At 72.0% G+C, this 20,888-nt stretch carries 22 protein-coding genes; 9 read left to right on the plus strand and 13 right to left on the minus strand.

The window, feature by feature from the left end; genetic code table 11:
• Positions 1-6: 6 nt before the first annotated feature.
• Positions 7-405: a nuclear transport factor 2 family protein gene (locus tag ACZ7NC_RS13545; RefSeq protein ID WP_471487783.1), complete on the minus strand. Its 399-nt coding sequence runs from the start codon at positions 403-405 to the stop codon at positions 7-9.
• A 70-nt stretch (positions 406-475) separates the two neighbouring features.
• On the opposite strand from ACZ7NC_RS13545, the gene ACZ7NC_RS13550 reads away from it, so the two are divergent.
• Positions 476-1,033, plus strand: coding sequence for a PadR family transcriptional regulator (locus ACZ7NC_RS13550; protein WP_471487785.1), 558 nt, complete (start codon positions 476-478; stop codon positions 1,031-1,033).
• 5 nt (positions 1,034-1,038) lie between these two features.
• Positions 1,039-1,782: a class I SAM-dependent methyltransferase gene (locus ACZ7NC_RS13555; protein ID WP_471487787.1), complete on the plus strand. Its 744-nt coding sequence runs from the start codon at positions 1,039-1,041 to the stop codon at positions 1,780-1,782.
• Between the two features lie 15 nt (positions 1,783-1,797).
• Here the strand turns inward: ACZ7NC_RS13555 and ACZ7NC_RS13560 are convergent, their stop codons facing one another.
• From ACZ7NC_RS13560 to ACZ7NC_RS13575, 4 genes are all read right to left on the minus strand, one after another.
• Positions 1,798-2,541: a GntR family transcriptional regulator gene (locus ACZ7NC_RS13560; RefSeq protein WP_471487789.1), complete on the minus strand. Its 744-nt coding sequence runs from the start codon at positions 2,539-2,541 to the stop codon at positions 1,798-1,800.
• A gap of 130 nt (positions 2,542-2,671) precedes the next feature.
• The gene (locus ACZ7NC_RS13565) at positions 2,672-3,838 is read right to left on the minus strand and encodes a serine hydrolase domain-containing protein (protein ID WP_471487791.1); all 1,167 of its coding nucleotides are present in this window, start codon (positions 3,836-3,838) and stop codon (positions 2,672-2,674) included.
• 130 nt (positions 3,839-3,968) lie between these two features.
• Positions 3,969-4,373, minus strand: a complete 405-nt coding sequence (locus tag ACZ7NC_RS13570; protein ID WP_471487793.1) for a nuclear transport factor 2 family protein — start codon at positions 4,371-4,373, stop codon at positions 3,969-3,971.
• Between the two features lie 10 nt (positions 4,374-4,383).
• Positions 4,384-5,352, minus strand: coding sequence for an acetylxylan esterase (locus ACZ7NC_RS13575; protein ID WP_471487795.1), 969 nt, complete (start codon positions 5,350-5,352; stop codon positions 4,384-4,386).
• Positions 5,353-5,454: 102 nt separating this feature from the next.
• Here ACZ7NC_RS13575 and ACZ7NC_RS13580 point away from each other — a divergent pair, with 102 nt between their 5' ends.
• Positions 5,455-5,607, plus strand: coding sequence for a hypothetical protein (locus ACZ7NC_RS13580; RefSeq protein ID WP_471487797.1), 153 nt, complete (start codon positions 5,455-5,457; stop codon positions 5,605-5,607).
• A gap of 97 nt (positions 5,608-5,704) precedes the next feature.
• Here ACZ7NC_RS13580 and ACZ7NC_RS13585 read toward each other — a convergent pair whose 3' ends face one another.
• The 3 genes from ACZ7NC_RS13585 to ACZ7NC_RS13595 all read right to left on the minus strand — a co-directional run bounded on the left by ACZ7NC_RS13585 (position 5,705) and on the right by ACZ7NC_RS13595 (position 7,739).
• Positions 5,705-6,289, minus strand: a complete 585-nt coding sequence (locus ACZ7NC_RS13585; protein WP_471487799.1) for an Rv1733c family protein — start codon at positions 6,287-6,289, stop codon at positions 5,705-5,707.
• 78 nt (positions 6,290-6,367) lie between these two features.
• Positions 6,368-7,132 (minus strand): ferredoxin reductase, encoded by a 765-nt coding sequence (locus ACZ7NC_RS13590; RefSeq protein WP_471487883.1) that lies wholly within the window; start codon positions 7,130-7,132, stop codon positions 6,368-6,370.
• A 1-nt stretch (position 7,133) separates the two neighbouring features.
• Positions 7,134-7,739, minus strand: coding sequence for a sulfite oxidase-like oxidoreductase (locus tag ACZ7NC_RS13595; protein ID WP_471487801.1), 606 nt, complete (start codon positions 7,737-7,739; stop codon positions 7,134-7,136).
• A 345-nt stretch (positions 7,740-8,084) separates the two neighbouring features.
• Between ACZ7NC_RS13595 and ACZ7NC_RS13600 the strand changes: the two genes are divergently transcribed.
• Positions 8,085-8,906, plus strand: coding sequence for a putative protein N(5)-glutamine methyltransferase (locus tag ACZ7NC_RS13600; protein ID WP_471487803.1), 822 nt, complete (start codon positions 8,085-8,087; stop codon positions 8,904-8,906).
• A gap of 249 nt (positions 8,907-9,155) precedes the next feature.
• On the opposite strand, the gene ACZ7NC_RS13605 is transcribed toward ACZ7NC_RS13600, so the two are convergent.
• A complete protein-coding gene (locus ACZ7NC_RS13605) occupies positions 9,156-11,234 on the minus strand; it encodes a SpoIIE family protein phosphatase (protein ID WP_471487805.1) in 2,079 nt (692 codons plus the stop codon).
• 270 nt (positions 11,235-11,504) lie between these two features.
• Between ACZ7NC_RS13605 and ACZ7NC_RS13610 the strand changes: the two genes are divergently transcribed.
• Positions 11,505-12,377 carry a hypothetical protein gene (locus ACZ7NC_RS13610; RefSeq protein ID WP_471487807.1) on the plus strand — a complete coding sequence of 291 codons (873 nt, stop codon included), beginning with the start codon at positions 11,505-11,507 and terminating at the stop codon, positions 12,375-12,377.
• Positions 12,378-12,498: 121 nt separating this feature from the next.
• Positions 12,499-12,876 (plus strand): hypothetical protein, encoded by a 378-nt coding sequence (locus ACZ7NC_RS13615; protein ID WP_471487809.1) that lies wholly within the window; start codon positions 12,499-12,501, stop codon positions 12,874-12,876.
• A 45-nt stretch (positions 12,877-12,921) separates the two neighbouring features.
• On the opposite strand, the gene ACZ7NC_RS13620 is transcribed toward ACZ7NC_RS13615, so the two are convergent.
• Positions 12,922-14,079: a M20 family metallopeptidase gene (locus tag ACZ7NC_RS13620; protein WP_471487811.1), complete on the minus strand. Its 1,158-nt coding sequence runs from the start codon at positions 14,077-14,079 to the stop codon at positions 12,922-12,924.
• A 193-nt stretch (positions 14,080-14,272) separates the two neighbouring features.
• Here ACZ7NC_RS13620 and ACZ7NC_RS13625 point away from each other — a divergent pair, with 193 nt between their 5' ends.
• Positions 14,273-16,288 carry an FAD-dependent oxidoreductase gene (locus tag ACZ7NC_RS13625; RefSeq protein ID WP_471487813.1) on the plus strand — a complete coding sequence of 672 codons (2,016 nt, stop codon included), beginning with the start codon at positions 14,273-14,275 and terminating at the stop codon, positions 16,286-16,288.
• Positions 16,289-16,319: 31 nt separating this feature from the next.
• The gene (locus tag ACZ7NC_RS13630; RefSeq protein ID WP_471487815.1) at positions 16,320-16,871 is read left to right on the plus strand and encodes a PadR family transcriptional regulator; all 552 of its coding nucleotides are present in this window, start codon (positions 16,320-16,322) and stop codon (positions 16,869-16,871) included.
• Between the two features lie 44 nt (positions 16,872-16,915).
• On the opposite strand, the gene ACZ7NC_RS13635 is transcribed toward ACZ7NC_RS13630, so the two are convergent.
• Both ACZ7NC_RS13635 and ACZ7NC_RS13640 read right to left on the minus strand, forming a co-directional pair.
• Positions 16,916-17,452 carry a hypothetical protein gene (locus tag ACZ7NC_RS13635; RefSeq protein WP_471487817.1) on the minus strand — a complete coding sequence of 179 codons (537 nt, stop codon included), beginning with the start codon at positions 17,450-17,452 and terminating at the stop codon, positions 16,916-16,918.
• Between the two features lie 168 nt (positions 17,453-17,620).
• Positions 17,621-18,610: a fibronectin type III domain-containing protein gene (locus ACZ7NC_RS13640; RefSeq protein ID WP_471487819.1), complete on the minus strand. Its 990-nt coding sequence runs from the start codon at positions 18,608-18,610 to the stop codon at positions 17,621-17,623.
• Between the two features lie 445 nt (positions 18,611-19,055).
• Here ACZ7NC_RS13640 and ACZ7NC_RS13645 point away from each other — a divergent pair, with 445 nt between their 5' ends.
• The gene (locus ACZ7NC_RS13645) at positions 19,056-19,751 is read left to right on the plus strand and encodes a glycoside hydrolase family 75 protein (protein WP_471487821.1); all 696 of its coding nucleotides are present in this window, start codon (positions 19,056-19,058) and stop codon (positions 19,749-19,751) included.
• A gap of 343 nt (positions 19,752-20,094) precedes the next feature.
• Here ACZ7NC_RS13645 and ACZ7NC_RS13650 read toward each other — a convergent pair whose 3' ends face one another.
• Positions 20,095-20,859, minus strand: a complete 765-nt coding sequence (locus ACZ7NC_RS13650; RefSeq protein ID WP_471487823.1) for a TioE family transcriptional regulator — start codon at positions 20,857-20,859, stop codon at positions 20,095-20,097.
• Between the last annotated feature and the right edge of the window lie 29 nt (positions 20,860-20,888).

Consider the following 20,888-nt stretch of genomic DNA (forward strand, 5'->3'; position numbering starts at 1 on the left):
GAGCCGTCACACCGACCGGGCTTCGGCCTCCTTCGCGATCCGGTCGAACTGCGCCCCCATCGCCTCGGCCAGCGCCTGCGCGCCGGACAGCGGACGGACCATGACCATGAAGTCGTCGATCAGCCCGTCCTCGTTCACCCGGAGGAAGTCGCAGCCGGTGAGCTCCCGGTCGCCCACCCGCGCGGTGAAGACCAGCGCGTGATCGCGGCCGCCCGGGTCGTTGATCTCGCGCACATAGCGGAAGTCCTCGAAGACCCGCACAACACCGCGCAGGATCGCCGCCGTGATCGCCTTGCCGGTGTACGGCTTGAACACGACCGGGCTGGTGAAGACGACGTCCTCCGCCAGCAGGGCCTCGATCGCCTCGGCGTCGCCCGCCTCGACCGCCTCACGGAACGCGCGCATCGGATCACCTCATAGTCAATTAGTTGAGTAGGTGCCGATGAGAATAATCACTTGCTGTTAACGTGTCCACATGTCCCTCAAGTACGCCGTCCTGGCCGCCCTCCTGGAAGGCGAGGCCTCGGGATACGAGCTGTCCAAGGTCTTCGACATCTCGTTCGCCAACTTCTGGCCCGCGACCCCGCAGCAGCTGTACCGGGAGCTGGAACGCCTCGCACAGGGCGGCCTGGTCGAGGCAAGGTTCGTACAGCAGGAACGGCGGCCCAACAAGCGGATGTTCACCCTTACCGAGGCCGGCCGGGAGGACCTGCGCGCCTTCGCCGCCGAGCCGCCCCGCCGGCCCACCGCGATTCGCGACGAACTCCTGATCAAGCTCCAGGCCATGGAGGATCCCGAGGCCACCCGCGCGATGGTCGAGGAGCGCATGACCTGGGCGCGCGGCAAGCTCGGCCGCTACGAACGCCTCCGTGAGCGCATGCTCGACGGACGGACCGAGGGGGAGTACCTGCGCGAGTCCGACCGCGTCGGGCCGTATCTGACGCTGCTCGCCGGAATCTCCTTCGAGGAGGAGATCCTGCGCTGGTGCGAGCGGGTCCTCGCGGTCCTCGAGCAGCGCGTCGCTCAGGGGTGACGCGGATGTTCAGCCCCGACGGACCCTCGCTGCGCGAACTCGCCGTCCAGGCACTGTCGTCCGTCGAGCGCGGATACGACCTGCTCGCCCCGAAGTTCGACCACACGCCGTTCCGCACACCGGAGTCGGTGCTGACCGCCGTCACATCCGCGCTCTCCCGGACCGGCCCGTACGACGACGGGCTCGACCTGTGCTGCGGGACGGGCGCCGGTGTGGAGGTGCTGGCCGACGTGTGCCGGCGCAGCGTCACCGGCGTGGACTTCAGCGCCGGCATGCTCGAAGTCGCCCGGCGGCGGGTGCGGACGGGGGAGCCGAAGGCCGGGAATCCGCGCGTCGACTGGGTGCGCGCGGACGCCCGTGCCCTGCCCTTCGGCCCCGCCTTCGACCTCGTGGTGAGCTTCGGGGCGTTCGGGCACTTCCTGCCCCGTGAGCTGCCGGGACTGTTCGCCCAGGTCCACTCCGTCCTGCGGCCCGGCGGATGCTTCGCCTTCCCCGTCGTCGCCCCGCCCCGACCCGCGTCCCTCGGCTACTGGATGCTGCTGGGCTTCGACGCGGTGATGCGCGTACGCAACGCCGTGTGGCGGCCGCGGTTCGTCATGTACTACCGGGCCTTCCGGCTCGGGGAGGTGCGAAGCGAACTGGCTCGCGCCGGATTCCAGGTGGACCTCCAGGCCCTGCCCGAGTTCGGCCGGCGGCGGGACGGAAGCCCGCGGGTGCGGATGGTCGTGGCGCGACGGCCGGACCGGTAGCGCGCCCGTGCGTGCTCACCCCGCGGCCGGCAGCGTGAACTCGTAGACCAGGGCGTCCTGCTGGGCGTCCACGACGAGGTCCGTGATCTCCAGCGGGCGGGCGTGCTGGTCGTGGACCCAACGAGTGACCCGCACCGCGGACGCTCCCGGGAAGCGGGTGATGGCGTCCCGATGGTGGAGCGAGAGGCCCGCCTTGCGCATCCAGTCGTAGGCGCGGCGCAGTTGGGCGGAGCCGGAGAAGTCGGTGCGCTCGCGATAGCGGCCCAGTTCCGCCACCTCGGCGAGCGCCACCGCGGAGAAGGACGTCACGGCCGTACGCCGGCCGCGTCCGTCGGCGTCCGCGGACTCGTAGCGGTGCACCAGGGTGGGCCGGTGCGGGGCGAGCCCCAGGGCCTCGGCGTGCTCCGGAGGCGGTGTCTCCCAGGCGACCGTGGCCCGGTCCACGGCGCCCGGCCCCGCGGTCCGGGCGCCGACCGGGAAGGTGAGCGACGCCGTGGTCTCGACCGGCAGACCGGGCAGGGTGGCATGGCTGCCCCGCCGGTCGGTGGCGACCAGGCCGCTGCGGCGCAGCACCTCCAGGGCCTGTCGTACGGTCTCCCTGCTGACCTCGAAGTGCTCCGCCAACTGCCGTTCCCCCGGCAGTCGTTCACCGGGCGGTACGGTCCCGTCGCGCAGTTCGTCGAGCAGCTGGGTGGCGATCCTCCAGTACAGCGGCTGCGCTTCGGTGAGCGGGCGGTCGTGCGGGGTGGTGCGGGCCATGCCGCGCCTCCTGTTGGTGACGTGTCGTAGCCGTGCGGGCTCCTTGCGTCACCAGATCCAAGCATTGGTCTACACCACCAGGGAAGGGCGGCCCCTCACTTCGGCCGAAACGACCCGCGCCGGCCGGGCGTCACAGGGCGCTGTAGAGGGCGTCGACCAATGCCATCTTCCGCGGGTCATCGGCGATATGAGGCCCCATCCGGTTCATCGCATAGCCCAGCGACACCCCGGCCTCCGGGTCGGCGAGCCCGCACGAGCCGCCGAGGCCGTCGTGTCCGAAAGCCCGCGGGTTGGGCCCGTACGAGCCGTTCGCCCCGCTCAGCCACAGGCCGAGGCCGACCTCGGTGTCCTTCTCGAATCCGGCGCCGAGCACCAGATCGCGGCAACTGCCCTGTCCCTCGCGCACCCGCTCGGCAGCCTCGGGGGACAGCACGCGATGGCCGGCGTACGATCCCCGTCCGGCGAAGATCCCGTACAGGGCGGCCACCGCACGCGCGGTGCCGTGTCCGTTCGCGGCGGGGATCTCGGCGGCCCGCCACTCGGGCGAGTTGCCCTGAGCGGCTCCCGCGGCCGGGTTGGTCAGCGCGGCCAGGGCGGCGGGAGCCAACTGGCTGAAGATCGCCGCCTGTTCACTGGTCCGCTCGACCGGCGGCTGCACCAGGTCGGCCACCCGACCGGAGTCCTTCTCGGGCAACCCGATGGCGAAGTCGATCCCGAGCGGCCCGGTCACCTCCCGCTCCAGGAAGGCCCCGGGGAGCAGCCCCGACACCCGCCGTACGACCTCCCCCACCAGGAAGCCGAACGTCAACGCGTGATACCCGGAATGCGTCCCCGGTGCCCACCACGGCTCCATCGCCGCGAGCCGCTGGGTCGTCAAGTCCCAGTCGCAGAGCTGCTGGAGCGAGTGCGGCTCCCGCAGACCGGACAGGCCCGCGCGGTGCGACAGCAGATGCCGTACGAGGATCTGCTCCTTGCCGGCCGCGGCGAACTCCGGCCAATAGGCGGCCACCGGCGCGTCGAGGTCCAACAGGCCCCGGTCGGCGAGGATGTGTGCGCACAGCGCCGTCGGCCCCTTGGACGTCGACCACACGTTGACCAGCGTGTCGTGCTCCCAGGGGCGGCTGTGCGCGGCGTCGGCCCATCCGCCCCACAGGTCCACCACCGTCGTGCCGTCGACCGTGACGGCGACCGCGGCGCCCAGTTCCCCGCGCTCCCGGAAGTTCGCCTCGAACGCGGTCCGCACCGCGGCGAACCGCGGATCGCAGTGCCCGTGCACCTGTGCCTCGCGCTCCGCCATGAGCCACCCACCCCTCGTCCTCCACCGGGAACCCGTCGTCCACCGGGAGCCCGGACCGCGGTCCCGCGGCCCGGGCTCCCTGAACGTACCGACTGGTCGGACTGGAAGGAAGGTGCCCAACACGCCGAACTCACACGAGGAACAGTGCGCCTTCCGGCTCCCGGTGACCCTCGACGGTGTGCCAGTAGTCGCGCGTCGCCACGGCCAGCCCCGCGGCGTCGAAACGCGCCAGGACACACCCGGCGAGTGTGACCGGCGCGCCGTCCTCCTCGCTGAGGACCCGGAACTCGGCCACGGCCACGCCGTCCTGGCCGACCACCGGCGCCGAGAACCGCACATCCGTCACCCGCTCCTCGGCGAACGACCAGCGCAGATACGCGGCCAGCTCGGCACGCCCCCGATGCGGCTTTCGGAACGGCATCGAGCGGTGGACACAGTCCTCGGCGTAGAGCTCGAGCAGCGCGTCCACGTCGTGCGTGGCCCAGGCCCGCCGCCAGACCCGGACGAACCGCAACGCTGCCTCTCGCGTCTCCATGCTGGCCCGCTCAGGCGTGTGAGCGCAGCCAGTCCAGCTTGGCCGCCTCGTGGAAGGGGCCGCCGCCCTCGTGGTCGTTGAAGTCGTACACCTCGATGGCCTTCTCGCCGTGCGCCCAGGCGTTGAAGGCGGCGAACACGGTGGACGGCGGGCAGGTCTGGTCCTCCAGGGCCGCCGAGAAGAGGGCGGGCGCCCGGCCGCGGGCCGCGAAGTGGACGCCGTCGAAGTAGGACAGGGTGCGCAGGACGTCCTCGGCGCGGCCGCGGTGGGTCTTGAGGTAGAGGCCGATCTCGCGGTACGGGTGATGGTCGGTGAGGGTGACGGCGCGCGGGTAGTCGAGCAGGAACGGCACGTCCGGCGCGATCGCCGTGAGGTCGGGGACCAGGCCGCCGACCGCGATCGTGATGCCGCCGCCCTGGCTCCCGCCCAGCGCTACCGTGCGCGAGGCGTCGGTCAGGGGGTGCGAGCGGGCGGCCTCGACGGCACGGACGGCGTCCGTGAACACCCGGCGGTAGTAGTAGTTCTCGGGTGCGTCGATGCCCCGGGTCATGAAGCCGGGGTACGCCGGCGCGGCCCCCACCGGATCCGGCGTGCCGCCACCGGCGCCCCACGCGCTGCCCTGGCCGCGCGTGTCCATCATGAAGTGAGCCCGGCCCGTGGAGGCCCACAGCAGGTTCTCGTGCGGCAGGCCGCGCCCACCGCCGTAGCCGAGGAACTCCACGACCAGCGGCAGTGGCTCCGTGGCCCCGGCCGGCAGCCGCAGCCAGCCCTTCACCGGGTGACCGCCGAACCCGGCGAACGTCACGTCGTACACCTCGACCGTGGACAGCCCTGTGTCGACCGGCTCGAAACGTGCGTCCAGGTCGTGCTCGCGCGCTTCCTCGAGAGTCTTGGACCAGAACGAGTCGAAGTCCTCGGGCTCGACGGACTCGCTGCGGTACTCGCGCAGTTCGTCGAGCGGAAGGTCGAACAGGGCCATGGAGGACCGCCTTTTCAAAGAGTGACCGCGGATGATCACACCGTACGTGGATGATCGGAGGACTCGCCAGATCCTTGCCGGTCAAGCGCCTACGATGGCGCCATGACGTCTGCCGTCGATCACCCGGTCGGGACGGCGGATCTACTGGTCAGGGACGCCGAACTGCCCGTCGTGGACGGCGAGTGGGAGATCCCTGGCGGCTGGCCGGCCGTCACCGGTGGTCGGGTGACCGCCGCCGGCAGCGCCGGGAGCTAACCCGGGCCCGCACCCCGGTCTCCGCGGCCGGACGGAAGGTGTGCACGAGGGGCAGACCCGGCGCGTGCGGGGAGGCAGACCTACGACATGTCGCTGGTCATGCCCGACGGCCCGTCCACTGCGGCTCCGTGTGCGCCCATTCCTCCTCCCATTCGGCCAGACGGCGACTCATCGCGGTATGCCGTACGACGGTGTGACCGAGGAGGATCAGGGCGGCCGTGCCGACCGTCACACAGACGCCGATGGTGACGGTCTGCTGCCAGACAGCCGTGCCGTCCGGCGGTGGGGCCACGGTCCGGCCCCGGGAGTCCAGCCAGACGTCGACCGTCTCGCCGGGCCGGGTGCCCACCGGAACATGGGCCGTGGCCGTGCGCGCTCCGTTCGCCGGGTCTGTCCAACGGACGGTGACGTTGGCGGACGGCTGCCGCCCGCCCTGTGCCATGGGAACCGCGTTCGAGGTCCGGCCGACGACCTCGGCCCGTACCTGGCGGCGCTCGTCGCGCTGCGCCTTGACCGTGGCCCTGGCGTCGTCATGAGCCCACCAGGCCGCGAGCACTCCGACCAGCGGCGCCAGCACGACCAGCAGGACGGCCACGGCCAGTAGCGTCCACGCCTCCACGACATCCGACCGGCGCCGCAGCGGACTCGGCCGCCGGCGCCAGCCACGCACCCGGCTTCGCATGACGTCCAGGTACCCCGCACACCGGACATCGTTCCTGACAATCCCGGACGGATACGCCTCCCGCGCCCCGAAGAGCCGTCAGCCGAAGCGTTCGATCCGGATCCGGTCCACTGGCTGACCCGCTGCCACGAGCAACCGTGAAGCATGCTCGGCGAACCCATTGGAGCCGCACACATAGGCCTCCCACCCACCGGGCGGCTGCTCGGCCAGGAGTGGCGCCATATGTGCCGCGGCTATACGTCCCACGGGCACACCGTCGGGCGCACTCCGCGTGAACACCGGCGTCGTCTCCGCGCCGAACTCCCGTGCGTAGATCAGCCCCTCGGGGCTGCGCGCCGACACCAGCAGCCGCAGCGGCACATCCAGGCCCCGCGCCCGGTGGTGGCGCACCATCGACATCAGCGGTACGACACCGGAGCCGGCGCCGACCAGCAGCGCGGGCCGGTCCCCGGGCCAGGCGAAGAAGCCGCTGAGCGGGCCGCGCACCTCGACCGAGTCACCGGGCTTCGCCACCGTGTGGAACCAGCCGGAGACCTCACCGCCGTCCACATGGTCCAGGGTGAGTTCGATGTGCCCGGAGTCGTCCGGCGCGGAAGCGATCGAGTAGTGGCGCTGGGCCACATAGCCGTCCTCGGCCGTCAGCCGCAGTGCCAGGTGCTGGCCCGGCAGATGACCCGCCCAGGCGGGCACCGCGAGCCGGAAGGTGGCGGCCCGCGGGGTCTCCCGGCGGATCTCGGTGATCGTGGCCGTCTGCCACATCGTGGCGGCCTGCTCGCTGACGGCGATCCGCCCGGGAACGGCGAAACGCGTCGGCGGCGTGAATGGCGTGAATGTCTCAGTCACCTCAGTCACCGGAGTACCGCTGCTCCTCCCACGGGTTGCCGCGGGCGTGGTAGCCGTTCCGCTCCCAGAACCCCGGCTCGTCCTGGTCGACGATGCGCAGACCCGCGATCCACTTGGCGCTCTTCCAGAAGTACAGGTGCGGCACCAGCAGCCGCGCCGGGCCACCGTGCTCCGGCGCGAGCGGCTGCCCGTCGTACTCCCAGGCGATCCAGGCGCGTCCACCGGTCAGGTCGGCGAGCGGCAGGTTGGTGGTGTAGCCGGTGTGCGCATAGGCGACGGCATGTGTGGCGGACACATGGGGCCGGACCATATTGAGGAAGGCGTCCAGCGACACACCGGCGAACCGCACACCGAACTTCGACCAGCCGGTCACGCAGTGGATGTCGCCCTCATACACCGACCTGGGCAGCTCGTGCGCCTCCTCCCAGCTCCAGCCGCGCGGCTCCTCGACCAGGCCGTCGACGCGGAAGGACCACTCGGCGGGCGTCAGCTCGGGCGTGACCTCGGCGGACAGCACGGGCCAGTCGTCGCCGGCGTCGTACTGGCCGGGCGGCAGCGCGGCATTCCGGACGCGTGGGCGTCCGGTGAAGCCTCGGGTGATGTTCATAGGGGTGGCGCCTCCAGGCCGTCGTGAGCGACGGCCCGCGGTTCGAGCGTGATCGGTACGTTCTTCGTACAACCGTACGTGCTCCGGTGCCGTCACCCGCTCGCGGGCCGGGGGAGCGACGACTCGGCGAGAGTGCCTCGGCCGCCTTCGTATATGCCTGGGAGCGGTCGTGATCGTTGGGGTAGTGTTGCCGTCCGGCCGGGGCAGTCCCGGCGTGGACAGTCAGGGAGGTGAGACCCATTACCGCTGTGTCAGGTCGGGTGCTCTCCCCTCGGGTCGGCGCGGATCACCGCCGGTAGGCGACCGCGAGAGCATCCTTCGGCTTCCGAAAGGCTCTCGGCTTCCATGCCCCCTCTGTCTCCTTCCTCGCCCGCATCCCGTCCGCCGCTCCCGCGTGACGGCATCGTGGCCGCGCTTCGTGCCGCCGGCTGTGTCTTCGCCGAGGACGAGGCCCGGCTCATCCTGGCCGCCGCCCGCACCCCGGACGAGCTCGCCGCCATGGTGGACCGGCGCGTAGCGGGTCTGCCCCTCGAACTCGTCGTCGGCTGGGCCGAGTTCCGCGGGCTGCGCATAGCCGTCGAACCCGGCGTCTTCGTGCCCCGCCGCCGTACCGAGTTCCTGGTCGAGCAGGCCCTCGCCCTCGCACCCGAGGCGTCCGTGCTCGTCGACCTGTGCTGCGGCTCGGGCGCGGTCGGCGCGGCCCTGGCCGCCGCACTCGGCCCGCGCGGCCCGATCGAGCTGCACGCCGCCGACATCGACCCGGTGGCCGTGCGCTGCGCCCGCCGCAATGTTGCCCCCTACGGCGGTCAGGTGCACACCGGCGACCTGTTCCAGGCGCTGCCCGCCGGACTGCGCGGCCGGGTCGGCGTCCTCGCGGCGAACGTGCCGTACGTACCCACCGACGAGGTCGGCCTGCTGCCCGCGGAGGCGCGCGACCATGAGCCGCGCGTCGCCCTCGACGGCGGCCCGGACGGCCTGGACGTGCTGCGCCGGGTCGCCGCCGAGGCGTCCCGCTGGCTGGCGCCCGGCGGCTGTCTGCTGATCGAGACGAGTGAACGCCAGGCGCCGACGGCCCTGGAGTCCTTCACCAGCAGCGGACTGTCGGCGCGTCTGGTCGTGTCGGAGGAGCTGTACGCGAATGTCGTGATCGGTCTCAAGCAGCCCTGATCAGTACGACCCACTCGTCCGTGTCGGGGTCCTTGACGGTCGACTCGCCGTGCACGCCGCCTCCGAGGAGGCCGGACCACATGCCGGGCCGGCGCCGCCGACCGGGAGGCCGACGGTGAGGGGCCGTTGCCCGAGTCCGACGAGGTCGCGGCGCAGGCGACCGTTCCGCCGAGGGCCAGCGCGGCCACCGTGGCCGCCGCCGTCACCGTCCGGGCGCGGACCACCCTCGCGTGGACGGCGCCGCCGCCGTCAACTCAGGGGCAGCACACGTGCGATGAGCAGCGCCACATCGTCGGAGTTGTCGGGCCTGTGCAGGGTGCGCAGCAGCAGGTCGCAGCACTCCTCCAGGTCGCGGTCGGGGTCGTCGAGGAGCTCCAGGAGCGCGTCGAGGCGCTCGTCCAGCGGGTGTTGACGGGTCTCGACGAGTCCGTCGGTGTAGAAGACCAGCTGGTCGCCCGGCCCGAGATCCACGGTCGTCGTGGAGAAGGCGACACCGCCCACGCCCAGCGGCGCTCCCGTGGGCAGTTCGAGGAGTTCCGGGTCGCGGCCGTGGCGGACGCGGACAGGGGGCAGATGGCCCGCGTTGGCGATCCGGCACTGACGCAGCTGAGGGTCGTGGACGGCGTAGACGCAGGTGGCGATGGAGTGGTCGAGGCCCTCGGTGATCTTGTCGAGGTGTTCCAGGAGCAGGGTCGGTTCGAGGTCGAGCGAGGCCAGCGTGTGGGTGGCCGTGCGCAGCCGGCCCATGGTCGTGGCGGCGTCGATGCCGCTGCCCATCACATCGCCGACGACGAGCGCGGTCTTGCCGCCCTCCAGCGGGATCACGTCGAACCAGTCGCCGCCGACCTCGGCGCTCGCGCCCGCCGGCTGGTAGCGGGAGGCCACCTCCAGGCCGCCGGTCACCGCGGGGTGGCTGGGCAGCAGGCTGCGCTGGAGCGTCAGGGCGGTGTCCCGGGCGTTCTGGTACCAGCGGGCGTTGTCGATCTGCACGGCCGCTCGGGCGGCCAGTTCCCGGGCGAGCAGCAGGTCGTCCTCGCTGAACGGCAGCGGATTGCGGGTGCGCTTGAGGTCGAGCGCGCCGAGCACCTCGCCGCGCGCGATCAGCGGCACTGCCAGATAGGAGTGCACACCCGCGCGCCCCAGCTGCACCGCCGCCTCGGGGGAGCGGGCGATCCGCGGCAGGTCCTTCTCCTCGACGTGGGGGACCATGACCGGGCTCGCGGTGCGCACACACTCGGTGACGAGGCGGTCCGAGCCGTAGCGGGCGACCTCGCCCGGCGGATCGGCGGCGTCGAGGGCCTCGGTGGCATGCTCGGCCTGGACGGCCAGGGCGCGGATCACCGCCGGCTCGGCGGGGCCGAGGGTGCTGCGTCTGCCCTCCACCACCGCTTCCAGCAGGTCGACGGCGGCGACGTCGGCGAGTTCCGGCACGGCGACGTCGGCCAGTTCGCGCGCGGTGCGGTCCAGCTCCAGTGTGGTGCCGATCCGCGCGGAGGCGTCGGCGATCAGGGCCAGGCGCCGTCGTGCCGTCTCGGCCTCCAGGGCGGCCTGATGCTGCTCGGTGATGTCCACGGCCATCCCGGCCACGCCGAGCACCGTCCCCGTGGTGTCCTCCAGCCGGTAGAGCGAGACGGACCAGTGGTGCTCCCGGTCGGGATCGGCCTGGGTGCGGCCCACGATGTGCTGGTTGACGAACGGACGACCGGTCCGCAGCACCTCCAGCAGGGCCGCCTCGACGCCGTCGGCGTCGACATCGGGCAGCAGCTCGCGCGGTGTGTGGCCGATGTGGTCCTCGGCGGAGATGCCGTTGAGCTGCGCCAGCGCCGGGTTGACCGAGACGTAGCGCAGTTCGGTGTCGAGGACGGCGAGACCGATCGGGGCCTGCGCGATCGTGCGCGTGGACAGCGCCACGTCCCGCTCCACCTGGCGCACGGTCGTCTGGTCGGCGCACAGACCCAGCGCGTAGACATCGCCCTGGTCGTCCAGCAGCCGCATGTTGCGGAACTCCACCAGGCGCGTGGCGCCGTCCTTGCGCCGGATCGGGAACGCCCCGGCCCAGCCCTCACCGGTCTCCATGACGTCGGCGAACAGCTTGACCACCAGGTCGACGTGCTGCTCGTGAACCATGATCCGGGCGGCGTACTCGCCCAGCGCCTCCTGCGCCGAGTAGCCGAACAACTTCTCGGCCTGGGGGCTCCACAGCACGATGCGACCCTCGGTGTCCAGCACCACCGAGGCCACGGCGAGCACGTCGAGCAGGCCGCTCGGACCCACCGGCCCGCGCACCGGCTCGCCGCCCTCGGCGCCGGGAGATTCGGCTGGAGACATCCCACGCACCGCCTTCGCCCATTGTCGCGGCACGCCGCTCCCCCGTGCCGACTCCCCTTGTTCTACCGCGTTCAACCGTCTCCGGGACCCCTCGGTCGTTCACCTCCACCATCCCTCAACACAGCGGAGGACGTCCGACGAAGCCGGCACCGGGGCACGGGACTGTGGCCGATCAGACAGCAGCCGTTCGTCTGCTTGGTCTGTACATGACCACATCGCCCCGCCAGACTGTCCGCCGACGCGCACCCCCACCCCCCAAGGAGTCACCCCATGGCCCTGCGTGCCTGGCAACGTTGTCATGCCGTTCTCACCGGCCTCGTAACCCTGGCCTCCGCCGCGGTGCTGTCCACCGCGGCGCCCGCCCAGGCCGCCGACACCTGGACGGAGGTCGGCTCCGACCGCGCCGACCCGCTCACCGAGAGCCAGGGCCTGACCTCGGTGGAGGTCCCGGCGAACAGCCCCAACCGCTACACCGGCATCGGCACCATCCCCGTCTCGGTCTCCAGCCGCGGCTGGAACCATGTGGGCGACCCCGACGCCTCGTACAACGGCTATTACATCGAGCCGTACCAGGCGGACTCGGGCACCGCGAAGATGTTCCGGGTGCAGGCGCCGAACGGGTCCTGGTCCGAGTACGTCCACACGCTGGGCTCCGGCGAGGCGCTGAACAACTCCTTCGTCGCCATCACGCCCGGCGGCCAGTGGATGGTCTCCGGCGAGTGGGGCACCATGACCCGCCTGCTCGTCCACCCCACCCCCGGCGTCAACGCCGGCACATCGCCCTCGGCGAACCTCCCGTGGACCTCCAGCATCCGGCTGGACCACGCCGTACGCGATGTGCAGGGCTGCGACTTCCTCAGCGCCACGACCCTGCTGTGCGCCTCCGACGACCCCGCGGGCACCCTCTTCGGCATGACCAAGCCGCTGCTCCGGATCGACCTGTCCGCCGAGCCCGGCTCCTCCGACGTGACCGGCCATGTCACGGCGCTGCGCCAGCTCCCGCTGCGCAGTTCTTGCTCGGGCGACTTCGAGTCGGAGGGCATCGACTACGACCGCCGTACCGGCACCCTCAGGGTGATCGTCATCTCGCCGGGCTTCTGCGTGCTGACCGACAGCAAGACGTACCGCTTCACCCGCGGCTGAGGCGCGGGCGGGACGGCTCCGCCGGTAGTGCTCCGGCGCGCGTGGTGCTTTTCTTGGGTTGGGGTCCGGTTCCGCGGGCTACCCGTGGCACCGCGGTGTGGCCACGAGAGGAGCGATCACGATGGATCGTGAACGACTGCACGAGGAGCCCGTGTCCGTCGAGATCAGCGGATGCAGCAAGGAGGACGCCCGGATCGTGTTCGACACGCTGTGCACGTGCTTCGAGTCCGACCGGGGTCCCGACGACGTGCCGCAGCAGCTCCATGAGACACGCCCGATGGTGTGGCTCGGCACCTTCGAGGTGACGGACACGCACGAGTGTCCGCCGCCCGCCCGGCTCTCGTCGTCCGTCGAGGCCGACGCGCAGGGCGGCTACTGGGCCATCGAACGGCTCCGCACGACGCTGGACTCCCTGTTCACGGTGCACGACCTCACCTCGGCCTCGGGTGACCAGGAGCGGGAGCTGCACGTGGTGCTGAAGAGCCGTCCCGGCCTGTGACGGCTCACGGTCTCTGACGGCCGAGTTCGGCAAGGGCGAGCTCGGTCACGACGAACCCAGCAGGCCGAGTACGGCGCGCCGGTAGACGGCGTGGACGGCGGGCAGGTCCTCCAGACAGGCCCGCTCGTCCACGCCGTGCAGACCCGCGTAGCGCACCCCGAAGCCCGCCGTGGCCGGGATGCCCTCGCCCGCGAGCAGATTGCCGATGTTCGACGGGCCGGCGGTCTTCGGCCGGACGGCGAGTCCTGCTTCGGACGCGGCCTCCAGCAACGCCGCCGCGGGCTGCCGGTGCTCGGCGAGTCGATACGGCGGCCAGGAGGCCACCGGGGTGACCGCGGTCGGGCGCGGCGCGGGTACCCGTGCGTCCAGCTCGCCCGCCGCCGCGCGGACCAGCTGCTCGGCGTCGCGGGCGTCGAAGCCGGGGGTGGTGCGGATGTCGACGCCCAGCTCGCACAGGTCGGGTACGACCGAGTAGCCCTGGCCGCCGTGGCAGGAGGTCACCGTCAGCTTCGGCGGCAGGGGGAACTCGCCTTCGACGCCCGGGAGTTCGGACTCCTCCAGGAGCCGTACGAGACGCGCCGCGCGGGAGACCGCACCCGGCGCCGCACGGCGGGACGCCGAGTGGCCCGAGGCCGCGTGCACCGCGATCGTGGCCCGCCACAGGCCGCGCCCGCCGACCACGACCTCGTCGAGCCCCGGGTAGCCGATCAGCACTCCGGCAGGGCGGACCGCCTCCGCATCGGCCAGATAGGCGCGGGCGCCGCCGAAGGCCCCGGTGTGCTCGTCGGCGTCGAGGAGTACCGCGAGGCCGCCGGACAGGTCGCCGGCCCGGCCGTGCAGTTCGGCGGCGATGGCGCAGAACATCGCCGCCGCGAGCTTGGAGTCCGCCGCGCCTCTGCCGCGCAGCCAGCCGTCGACGACCTCGCCGCAGTCCGGAGGGAACGACCACGCGGCCTCGTCTCCGTAGGGCGCGGTGTCGACGCAGGCGTCCAGGGCCCACCAGGGGCCGGGCCGGCCGCCCGCGACCTCGATCAGCAGGCCGACGGCGCCCTTGTCGCCGTAGAGGCGGCGATACGGCAGCTCGCGCCCGGCGAGCCACTCTTCCAGGACGCCGAGGACGGGCCCGTAGTCGTCGATCCCGGCGCGGCTGGGGCGGCGGATCAGCCGCTGGGCGAGGTCGATCACGTCGGCGTGTGCGGTCATGGGGTCACTGTGCCCGAAGGCGGTGGTGCCGAGGCGGTCGGTGGCGATGGCGGCAGGTGGCGACGGCGACCGGTGGCGGTGGCGACCGGTGGCAGTGGCCGGTGTCACCTCTCCTCGGTTGTGCAACTAGTTGCATAAAGGCTCCGCGGTCCTCTACAACTACGTCAGGCACGACACCGCACGGAGGGGCCCGATGAGCCGATACCCGCACCTGCTGAGCCCGCTGGACCTGGGCTTCACCACGCTGCCCAACCGCGTCCTCATGGGCTCCATGCACGTCGGTCTTGAGGAGGCCGAGCGCGGCTTCGAGCGCATGGCGGCCTTCTACGCGGAGCGGGCGCGCGGGGGAGTGGGCCTGATCGTCACCGGCGGTATCGCGCCCAACGACGAGGGGCGGCCCTACGAGGGCGGCGCGAAGCTCACCACCGAGGCGGAGGCCGAGCAGCACCGGGTCATCACCGAGGCCGTGCACCGCGAGGGCGGCCGGATCGCGATGCAGATCCTGCACTTCGGCCGGTACGCCTACCACCAGGACCTCGTCGCCCCGAGCCCGCTCCAGGCGCCGATCAGCCCCTTCCCGCCGCGCGAGCTGACCGACGCCGACGTCGAGCGGACCATCGACGACTACGCGCGCGCCGCCCGCCTGGCCCGGCAGGCCGGGTACGACGGCGTGGAGATCATGGGCTCCGAGGGCTACCTGATCAACGAGTTCATCGCCACGCAGACCAACCACCGCACCGACCGCTGGGGCGGCTCGTACGAGAACCGCATGCGCTTCCCGGTCGAGATCGTCCGGCGGGTGCGCGAGGCCGTCGGCGACGACTTCATCATCGTCTACCGGCTGTCCATGCTGGACCTCGTCCCCGGCGGCTCCACCCTCGACGAGGTGATCACGCTCGCCAAGGCCGTCGAGGCCGCCGGCGCGACGATCATCAACACCGGTATCGGCTGGCACGAGGCGCGCATCCCGACCATCGCCACCTCGGTGCCGCGCGGCGCCTACACCTGGGTCACCAAGCGGCTGATGGGCGAGGTGTCCGTCCCGCTCGTCACCACCAACCGCATCAACACCCCCGAGCTGGCCGAGGAGTTGCTGGCCGACGGCTGCGCGGACATGGTGTCGATGGCCCGCCCGATGCTCGCCGACCCCGACTTCGTCGCCAAGGCCGCCGCCGGAAAGCCGGAGGCGATCAACACCTGCATCGGCTGCAACCAGGCCTGTCTCGACCACACCTTCAGCGGCAAGATCACGTCCTGCCTGGTCAACCCGCGCGCCTGCCACGAGACCGAGCTGACGCTGTCCCCGACCCGGCTGCGCAAGCGTGTCGCGGTCGTCGGCGCCGGACCGGCCGGCCTCGCCTGTGCCGTGAGCGCGGCCGAACGCGGCCACGAGGTCACCCTGTTCGACGCCGCGAGCGAGGTCGGCGGCCAGCTGAACGTCGCCCGCAAGGTCCCCGGCAAGCAGGAGTTCGACGAGACGCTGCGCTACTTCCGCCACCAGCTCCACTGGCAGGGGGTCGACGTACGCCTGAACACCTGGGTGGCCGCCGAGGACCTCGCCGGCTACGACGAGGTGGTGATCGCCACCGGCGTCACCCCGCGTACTCCGGACATCCCCGGCATCGACCACCCGAGCGTCGTGGGTTACCTCGACGTCCTGCGCGACGGCGCCCCCGTCGGTGAGCGCGTCGCCGTCCTCGGCGCGGGCGGCATCGGCTTCGACGTCGCCGAGTTCCTCACCGACGGCGGCGACAAGGCGAGCGAGGACCCGGCGACGTACTTCCGCCAGTGGGGCGTCGACATGGACTACACGGGCCCCGGCGGCCTCGCCGCCCCCGAGCGGCCCGCCCCGCCGCGCACCGTCCATCTGCTCCAGCGCAAGACCAGCAAGGTCGGCGCGGGACTCGGCAAGACCACCGGCTGGATCCACCGCACCGAGCTCAAGCACCGGGGCGTCACCATGGTCCCGGGCGTGCGTTACGACCGTATCGACGACGCCGGACTGCACGTCACGGTCGGCGAGGAGAGCACGGTCCTCCCCGTCGACACCATCGTGCTGTGCACCGGACAGGAGCCGCGGCGCGACCTGTACGAGGCGCTGCTGGCCGCCGGTCGCACCCCGCACCTCATCGGTGGCGCCGACGTGGCCGCCGAACTGGACGCCAAGCGGGCCATCAAGCAGGGCACCGAGCTGGCAGCGAGCATGTAGGGGCGCGCGAGCGCGTCTCTACGATGACCCCATGTCACTCCCGCACGCGATCCTCACCGCCCTGCTCGAAAAGCCGTCCTCGGGGCTGGAGCTGACCCGCCGCTTCGACAAGTCGATCGGGTACTTCTGGTCGGCGACGCATCAGCAGATCTATCGCGAGCTGGGAAAACTGGAGGCCGAGGGGTTCATCCGGACCCTGCCGTCGGAGCAGCCGGCCCGTGGGCAGAAGAAGAGCTACGAGGTCCTGCCCGCGGGCCGCGCCGAACTGGCCCGCTGGACCGGCGCGTCCCAGGACCCCCGGCCGCATCGCGACACGCTGCTGTTGCGGATGCGTGCCGCGGCGGTCGTGGGGACCGAGGGCATCGAGGCGGATCTGCGCCGCCATCTCGAACTGCACCGACGGCAGTTGACCGAGTACGAGGAGATCGAGAAGCGCGACTTCCCGCCCGGCAAGGACAGCTCGCAGGACCGGCTGCGGCACCTGGTGCTGCGCGCGGGCCTGGATCTGGAGACCTTCTGGATCCAGTGGCTCACGCGCGCGCTGGACGAGTTCGCGGAGCTGCCGGGGCACGAGACGGCGTGAGCCGGGGGCCGTGCCCGACGGCGACGGCCGCTGGTGCACCGACCTCAGAGCCGGTACGGCTTCGACTTGTGGCGCAGGTACCAGACCGTGCCCGCGACAGCCGTACCCACCAGCACACCGCCGCCCACCAGCGTCAGGGTGCCGAAGTCCGTGGAGGAACCGCCCACGCCGCCCATGACGCCGCGTGACGGCGAGGCCGTGGCGGAGATCGTGCGGGTGGGGGTGGCGCCCGCGACGACGACCGACTGGGTGCCCGCCGTCGTGCCGTTGGAGCACACGACGATGACGGTGTACGTGCCGGGACTCACGTTGGCCCAGGCGGCCGACTGAAGCGCGGCCGTCCCCGACAGGGAGACCTGGCGGCCCTGGGCGAAGTTCGCCTGTCGGCTGTTGAGCAGCGAGGCGTTGCCCCAACTGCCGTTGACGTTGGTGCACGCGCTGGTCGTGACGGAGACCGTGGACCCGGTGGTGCTCACGGAGATCCCCGAGACGGCGGCGGTCTGGGCGGCCGCGAAGAGGGGAAGTGCGGAGGCGGCTGCCACGGTCAGGCCCGAGCGGAGGAAGAGCGATGAGTTGCGCATGTGGATTCCCTCCGGCGGCACGGTCGGCGGTACGTCGGTTGCGCCGCCGAGGGTCGGGAACGCCCGTGCTGCCTCAGGGGAAGCCAACGCGCCCGGGGGACGGCCCGCACGCGGGCGTGCCCCGGACAGGTGACGCGCTGCTGCGTCCGGGTGACTGCTGACCGGTTGTCAGCCCTGCTCGCGGCCGGTCGTCACCGTCCGCTCCGCCGAGAAGCCGCCCCAGGTGCCGTCCGGCAGCCGCCCCCGGATCCGCACCCGGTGGCTCACTCCGCTCTCCGGGCCCAGGTAGAAGCTGTACGTGGCCTTGTCCCGGGGTGCGCTTCCGCCGTACACCAGCGAGGTCGCCGCACGGCCGTCGAGTTGGACCTGATACTCCGTGACGACGCCGTCGGTGCGCGGCGGCACCCAGCTCAGGTCGAGGTGGTACGCCCCGTCCGCGCGATGGGTCGTGGCCCGGAAGCCGGTCGGCGCGGTGCCTCGCCCGTCGTCGGTGCCGGGCGTGGTGACGCGGACGGCCGCCGTGGCCGGGGAGAGGTTGTCGGCCGCGTCCCGGGCCCGGACGGTGAACGAGTAGCGGGTGCCCGGCCTGAGCCCGGTGACCACGGTCGCCGTCTGGTTCCCGCCCACACTGTGGATCTTTGTGTCGCCCTGATAGATGTCGTACGACTCCACGTCCCGGTCGTCCGTCGCCCGTGACCACGACAGCTGAACCGCCCGGCTGCCGACCGCCCGGCCGTCCGCCTTCCCCGGCCGTGTCGGGGCGGACCGGTCGGCGGCCACGGCCCTGGGCGTCGTCGCCCGGACCTGCTTGCTCGGCGGGCCGAGACGCCCGTCCGTGTCACGGGCCCGCACGGTGAACGCATACGTGGTCGCGGGCTTGAGCATGGTGACATCCACCATGTGCGCGGAGCCCGGCACTTCCTTGACCTTCGTGGGTCCCCGATACACCTCGTAGACCTGGATGCCGCCCTCGGCCGGGACCGCGTTCCACATGACGTGCACGTTGCTAGCGCTGCCCGCGGCGGCGGTGACACCCGTCGGCGCCCCGGGCGGCCGGCCGCCGCCGTCCCCGTCCGCCGCGCCCCATGCGCAGGCGGAGAGAAACAGCGCGAGTGCCGCACAGACGACGGCGGACATGAGTACGGGAACGCGTCGCACGACTGTGCCTCCCGGGGCCGGCCTCGCGGCAATGGTCCGGACCAATATGACCCGGGTGACGCGCTCACATCAAGAGGGTGTTCGCCGGTGGCCTGCGGGCCGTCGGAGACTTCTCGCTCGTTGGTGACCCGCGCGGAGGATTACGTATGCTGAAGCTCCTCGCGGCCGAACTCTCCTTGAGGGATGGGCAGTTCGTGCCGCCCGGCGCGGGGCCGCTGTCGTCGCTGATCCGGCGCCGGACGCGGGTGGCCGGGGGGTCGGGCCCGGTGCGGGCTCAGACCCCCGGCCCCTGGCTTGAGCCCGGGGACCGATGTCGTGTCGGTCGGGATGTGCGCCGTACGGACCTCTGTGGTGGCAGCATGATCGAAACACCAGCAGATTGGGCTGGGTGTTCGTCAGTACCCGATGAGTGTCCGTCAGTGTCCCCGGCGAGAGGTTCCTTGTCGTGCGTTTCCAGTCACTGACGCTGGCCGCCGCAGGCGCCGCCCTGCTCGCCCCGACCACACCGCCCCCCGATCCGCCCGCCGACCCGGACGGACCCGAGGTACGCCGTGAGGCCGACGTCAGCGCCGCTGAGCTCCTGTCAAAGGTGAGCGGGTGCACCGCCGTCTCCCAGGGGCGCTACCGCAGCGACAGCGGTGCGTCCGCGACGATCCCGGTGTGCGGGACGGACGATGTCGTGTTCTGGAAGGCCGACATGGACATCGACTGCGACGGTCAGGCCACCGACCGCTGCAACAGCCGTACCGATCCGTACTTCTCCGACGCGACGGCCTTCCAGCAGTCCGACGGCCGCCAGTTGAGTGCCGAACATCTTCCGTACATCGTCGTGCCCACCCCGAGCGGCATCTGGGACTACCGTGCCCACGGCATCCGTGGCGGCTCGGTCGCGGCCGTCGTGTACGGGGACCGGGTGCGCTACGCGGTCGTCGGCGACGTCGGGCCGCGCGACATCATCGGCGAGGCGTCGTACGCCACCGCCGAGGCCCTCGGCATCCCGCCCGATCCGCGCAGCGGCGGCACGGCCTCCGGCGTCACCTACATCGTCTTCAAGGACTCGCGGGTGACACCGATCGAGGACCCCGCGGCCGCGGAAGCGGCCGGGGATCGGCTGGCGAGGAAGTTCGTCGGCGGTGAGTGAGGCGGTTGGTCCGAGGCTGCTCGCACAGGGTGCTTGAGGGCCCGTCAGACCGCCGACCAGTCGTCGTCGACGGCCAGGATCGCGCCGTTGATGTTGCTCGCGGCGTCCGCGGCGAGGAACAAGAGGGCAGCGGCCTGCTCCCCGGGCTGGGCCGGCCTGCCGATGGCCCTGCGCGCGGCGGTCGAGCACTACGCGTGGCACACCGCCGACACCCACCCCGACCGGGACACCGCACGAACTGGCGGCGACACTGCGCTCGGCACTGGCGGTCGTGGGGAAGGGCGTTGCCCAGGAGGGGCGTGCGGGGCGACGCCCTCGGTAGGGCTGTCGGCTCGGCGAAGCCTCATCCGCGCTCACGGAGGTACGCCTCCAACTCCGCGGCCCCCGTCAGCATCGCCCGCCCACGCGAGGAAAGCCGACCCCGCCAGTCGCGCAGCGCGGCCTCCAGCGGCTCCAGCCCGCCGGCCGACCGCACCTGGGCGATCAGCGGGGCGATCTGCTCCAACAGATAGCCGCCCCGCCTGAGTTGATGGGCCAGCCGGGCGTCCCGTACATCAGCCTCGTCGTAGACCCGGTAGCCGGTCAGCGGGTCACGGCGCGGGCGCACCAGTCCGGCCCGCTCCCATTTGCGGAGCGTCGCGGGCCGGATTCCGAGCCTGTCCGCCAGCGGCCCGATGAACGTGTCGCCGGGCCCGGACGCCGAGGCCGGCTCGGGCCCCGCGCCGGGCTCGGGCCTTGCGCCGGTCTCCAGGTCGCGCAGGGCCCTCTCCACGGCCTGAAGGGTTCGCCGGTCGTCGAGGAGTTCGGCATGGCTCTCGTCGATGAGCCGGAACGCCTCATCGACCGAGCCCTGGTTCACGGCCCGCATGATCGATGTCGCCGTCTGGTGGCCATGGCCGGGCACCAGGGCGAGAAACGCGCGCAGGGCCACCGCGTGCAGCGAGGTGTAGGCGCGGTAGCCGTGGGGTGTGCGACCGGCTGCCGGAAGGATGCCGGCCTCCTCGTAGTTCCGGATCGCCTGAGTGGACAGACCGTGCCCGCGCGCCAGATCGACCGGCCTGAGCCGCTCTCCGCTTTGAAGGTCTCCTCTTTGAAGGTTTCGCCCCATGTTGCGGACGATATCGCGGCAAAGTTTCA

The organism is Streptomyces sp. NPDC111802 (genome assembly GCF_055634335.1).